Raw genomic sequence first — 4,345 nt, 5'->3', positions numbered from 1 at the left:
TTGATTTATCGTCATTGCGTAATTGGTAAGTTGAAAAGTGAGCTACTACAACATTCAATAAAATCCTTATGCAATAAGGATTTTGAGCTTAACCCGGTTTTCTGTTCCAATAATACTCACGCCCCGATAAATGGAAGGCACAAGCGCAAAGAAGTCAAAAAGTTGTTTATGTCGCTTGTCGCCTTCTAGATGAAAAATGGTCAGCTGAGGGGAAACAAATAGATTCTTACCTTTGACTGTATGCAGACCAATGTATAATCAATTTAAACTAGGATTATTCACCACTGAATCAATTTTTATTAAGCGGGTGCTTGACCGGAAGAGGCAAACGAGCCACGCAGTGGCGATGTGCGTCTGAGGTCAAGCACCCGCAACTTATTTAATCCTTGAACCTCCTCACGAACTTAAAAGTTCCTACCGCCTTATCCCCAAGCAATCAAGTCATTTGCTCTGCGGCTCGTTTTCCGGTCAATGAAGCAGCATTTCAGGAGCGTTGCAGAAACCGTAAAAGCAGCGCTATCCGCGACACATACCAGATTCAGGATTCGTCCGCCTCAATCATGACATCATAATCCTGCCCACCATAAAAAATCCCGTGGATCATCACCCTGTCACCTTTTACCGAAAAGGCAACCGTGACACGCTTGGCATAGCCAACGATCCGCAACCCCGGACGTAAATCATCACGCTTCGTTCCGCGTTCTGGAAACAGGGAAAGACGCTGGCAGAAAGCAACAATGCCACTGATGTAACCCTCCGCCCGCTCTTCCCCGCCATGTGGAGCAATATAACTGTAAAGTGCGTCAAGTTGGCGCTCGGCGCGTGGCGAAAAGATGACCTTGTATTGCTTCATCTAGCCGTTTGCTTGGGTCATGCGCTTGCGGTAATTGGAGCGAACACGCGCCACCATATCTTCTGCCAGAATGCCTAAGCTTTCATCCGCCTCGCATTCGTCATAACTCTTGACGACTTCTGAGCGCAACCACTTCTCTAAAGCGGCATCACGCGCCATTATGGTGCGAAGCCCGTCGCGGATCACTTCGCTCTCCGTCGCATACTCGCCGGAACTGACCTTGGCTTTGACCATCTCCATCATGTCATGCGGCAACGTAATGCTAAGGGGCTGTGTGGTTCTCATAAGATATTCTCCTTCCTGAAAGGATTTTAGCACAGTGTAGGATTAAATCATACACATACATATTTAAAAGCGAAAAGCGGGGGAGCTGCACCAAAGTGAATTGCTCCTGAAAGCCGCCTGAAAGTTAAGTGAAACTTATCACCCCGCCGCCATCCACCGATAAGATTTCATCATTACCCGCACCGGGTCACGGAAAACCAGGCTTGTTGGCTGGTACGCTAGAAAAATGTAAAAAGCTAATTTACCAAAAAGCTAATTTTACAAAATTAACTTTAGCTAAAAAGCTAATTTTAGTATTTGACAAAATAATTAAATAAGCTTAAGTTAAATAGCTAATTTGATATATATGCTGACAATTACCGTAAGCTCGTTGAGTGGCGGTCAGGGCAAGACGACAACTTGCCTGTTCCTTGGTCGGCTGCTATCACGCCAGGGGTTCACCACCTTAATGCTCGACTCCGATCCCCAACATAATCTCACTACCTATCTGGGGTTCGAGTTAGAAGCCAACCAACCAACCCTATTGGAGTTTCTGAAAAAAACAGTCGCACCAGAAGACTGCATCTACCCGACTCAAGACAACGACAATTTATTTCTTATCCCCGCCGATGACCAACTCGATACCGTACAAGATTATTTATCTAACAGTGGAGTAGGTGCAACCTTACTCAAGCGACGATTGTCAGCCATCAGCAAAATTTTCCAAGTTTGCATTATCGATGCCCCACCCCAGAGATCGCAAATTTGTTTAACAGTAATTGGCGCAGCAGATTTTTTAATCATTCCCGCAGAAGCATCGGTCAAAGGTTACGGTTCGCTCGTGCGGACGCTCGACTTACTAAGCGGCTTGCGAGATGTCGGAGCCACGAATGCTGAAATCTTAGGTATACTACCCTTCCGCGATCGCTGGTTTGGTAACACCCAAGCGCAAGAAAGTCGGGCTGCTGTAGATGGAATGCGTGACGAAGTTGGCGAAAAGTTAGTTCTACCTTCAATCCGCGAGTCAGAACGTTACAAGCAGGCCATCAACAAACGTACAACCCTCTCGCAGTTGGGATACACCGACCTGGAATATCCATTTGAAATGATAATCTCGAAAATCCGCACGGATATTGGGAGCAAATAAAAATGTCAGATAACGTACTCAACCAACTACGCAACAAACGCAATCGCCCAACAGTTACACCACGTCAGGATGCACTTGTTCCTCAAGAACAGCCCCAAGCTCAAGCACAGGAGCAAAACTCATTGCCACAACCCACCCCAGTTACAGAACTTGCCAACTCAACTGCTGCTACAGCTGACACACTTGGAGAACTCAAAGCCGAACTCGAAAAATACCCCCAAACTCGGCGACATTCGGCAATCGTTCTAGAAAAAGACCTCGACCAAGAATTGACACGGTTTTGTAAAGAATTAGGCATCACAGTTGAGGTCTTTTTAGAAGCTGCCTGGACTGTTGCTAGTACTGACAATGCGCTTACAGAAAAAATTACCACGGAAGCCAAGCGCCGCTATGACCAACGTAAGCGGGTTGGGCAAATTAAACGGTTAATCACAATGTTGAGCAACCCTTCAAAGTAAATAATGAGCCTCAATACCCAAAAAGAAGATTTCAGTTACGCTTATGTGTATGCCGTCACTGCAACTGCTGGCTACTCCTTGCAAGCAGCCACACGTAGGTTAGATGATAGCGGCATCGACGCTACAATTACCGTACCAGGAAAACTTAACTCCAAGCGTCTGCCGAGATTTGACGTACAAATTAAATCTACATCCCAAGATGTTAAGAGAGAAACATCCATCAAATACCGACTCAGCGTCAAAAACTATGATGAACTCCGGGAAGATGACCCCTTCGTGCCACAACTATTAATAGTTGTTTTAGTGCCAGAAGAAGTTAGTGACTGGTTATCTCAAACCGAAGAATCCATATCCCTCAAACGCTGCGGTTACTGGCTATCGTTGCGCGGACAACCAGCGATTGATAACAAGACGAACATCACTGTGGAAATTAAGCGTCAAAATATATTTAGCCCCGACGCACTCAAAACCATAATGTCACGCATCGCCGTTGGAGAAACCCTATGACAGCTATCTTCCCGGATGTCGATAAATTTAAATATATCGACCCGCTACAAGTAGAAGCTTACTTAGTCGCGCTAGGTTGGCAGCAACAGCAACGTCATGGTGATAAAGCTTCCATTTGGACTCTAGACGGTTTTGAAATTCTACTTCCCCTCAAAGGAGAAATTATCGACTTCTCTCGTCGCATGGGGGAAGTCGTCGAAACTCTCGCGTTGGCAGAAACCAGAGATCAACAGTCAATTTTGGGTGACTTAATTACAAATGCACCTAATACCACCATTCAAGCAGTCGTCACGCACATCGCTACACCCAACGCAGATCACCTGAGTGGAGAAATTACCTTCTTGGGCGTTGTTGTTGATAAACTGCGTCCCATCCACACTGAATTAGCTGATCGCGACTACATCCTGGCACTGAAGGCTTACCAAGAACGCCTACCCGTCTACTGCACAGGTGACTTAATCAAGTCTAACGGTATATTCGTTCTGAAAAATCCCCATAAATTTCGCCTGGATGACACTGAATAATTTTCCTACACCGTGATATTCCTTGGCTGAATATTCCAGATTACGAATGATTGCTTCTTAGACACAAAGCGCCTTATAGCCAAAATGGGTGAAGAGAAAAATAGTTCTCGCAATCTCTAGGGGCTGAAAGGGTTGTGATGGCGGCACATTTAGAGGAGGATTGATCCTAAAGCTTCTTTTCACTGCCCGTGAATACCCGTGCGATCGCTAATTTCAATTTCAACCCAGAATCGCTGGCGTTAACCGAACCAGTACCTCTGACGCTACACCCAGCTGAAGTTTATCTTAACAGTCTAGGTGAGGGTTCGCGGCGGACAATGCGGGAGGCGTTAAATGCGATCGCTCAACTGTTAACCAGTGGTACTTGTGATGCAAGTACTTTAGATTGGTCAAAATTGCGTTACCAGCATACTGCTGCGGTACGGTCGGTGTTGATGGAAAAATACAGCCCAGCGATGGCAAATAATTGGACTTTGGACAAAAAAGAAGTGTTCGCGTTTGATTTACGCGAACTTACAATCTACGCATCATAAATTACCCCAGTTATTTTTCAAACTGAGTCCAACTGAGTTAAACGCCTAAAGCCTAAGAA

Annotated in this window: 7 protein-coding genes and 1 pseudogene; 6 read left to right on the top strand and 2 right to left on the bottom strand. The window is 45.6% G+C overall.

Going from position 1 to position 4,345, the window contains the following annotated elements:
• Positions 1 to 538 precede the first annotated feature (538 nt).
• Both LC605_RS31335 and LC605_RS31330 read right to left on the bottom strand, forming a co-directional pair.
• A complete protein-coding gene (locus LC605_RS31335) occupies positions 539 to 853 on the bottom strand; it encodes a type II toxin-antitoxin system RelE/ParE family toxin (RefSeq protein WP_229551301.1) in 315 nt (104 codons plus the stop codon).
• Positions 854 to 1,138, bottom strand: coding sequence for a type II toxin-antitoxin system ParD family antitoxin (locus LC605_RS31330; RefSeq protein ID WP_229551300.1), 285 nt, complete (start codon positions 1,136 to 1,138; stop codon positions 854 to 856).
• A 128-nt stretch (positions 1,139 to 1,266) separates the two neighbouring features.
• On the opposite strand from LC605_RS31330, the gene LC605_RS31325 reads away from it, so the two are divergent.
• The 6 genes and pseudogenes from LC605_RS31325 to LC605_RS31300 form a co-directional block, all read left to right on the top strand.
• Entirely contained in the window at positions 1,267 to 1,455 is a 189-nt protein-coding gene (locus LC605_RS31325) for a hypothetical protein (RefSeq protein ID WP_229551299.1), read from the top strand.
• A gap of 29 nt (positions 1,456 to 1,484) precedes the next feature.
• The gene (locus LC605_RS31320) at positions 1,485 to 2,264 is read left to right on the top strand and encodes a ParA family protein (RefSeq protein WP_229551298.1); all 780 of its coding nucleotides are present in this window, start codon (positions 1,485 to 1,487) and stop codon (positions 2,262 to 2,264) included.
• A 2-nt stretch (positions 2,265 to 2,266) separates the two neighbouring features.
• A complete protein-coding gene (locus LC605_RS31315) occupies positions 2,267 to 2,722 on the top strand; it encodes a hypothetical protein (RefSeq protein WP_229551297.1) in 456 nt (151 codons plus the stop codon).
• Between the two features lie 3 nt (positions 2,723 to 2,725).
• The gene (locus LC605_RS31310) at positions 2,726 to 3,229 is read left to right on the top strand and encodes a DUF4365 domain-containing protein (protein ID WP_118171818.1); all 504 of its coding nucleotides are present in this window, start codon (positions 2,726 to 2,728) and stop codon (positions 3,227 to 3,229) included.
• A complete protein-coding gene (locus tag LC605_RS31305) occupies positions 3,226 to 3,753 on the top strand; it encodes a hypothetical protein (RefSeq protein ID WP_229551296.1) in 528 nt (175 codons plus the stop codon). The genes LC605_RS31310 and LC605_RS31305 overlap by 4 nt, the downstream gene beginning before the upstream one ends.
• 188 nt (positions 3,754 to 3,941) lie before the next feature.
• A pseudogene (locus tag LC605_RS31300) lies at positions 3,942 to 4,217 on the top strand (integrase); the annotation flags it as partial.
• Positions 4,218 to 4,345 lie beyond the last annotated feature (128 nt).

Origin of the sequence: Nostoc sp. CHAB 5836, from assembly GCF_020829445.1 — a bacterium.
Taxonomy (GTDB): domain Bacteria; phylum Cyanobacteriota; class Cyanobacteriia; order Cyanobacteriales; family Nostocaceae; genus Nostoc.
This window is presented reverse-complemented; position numbering and strand designations above follow the sequence as displayed.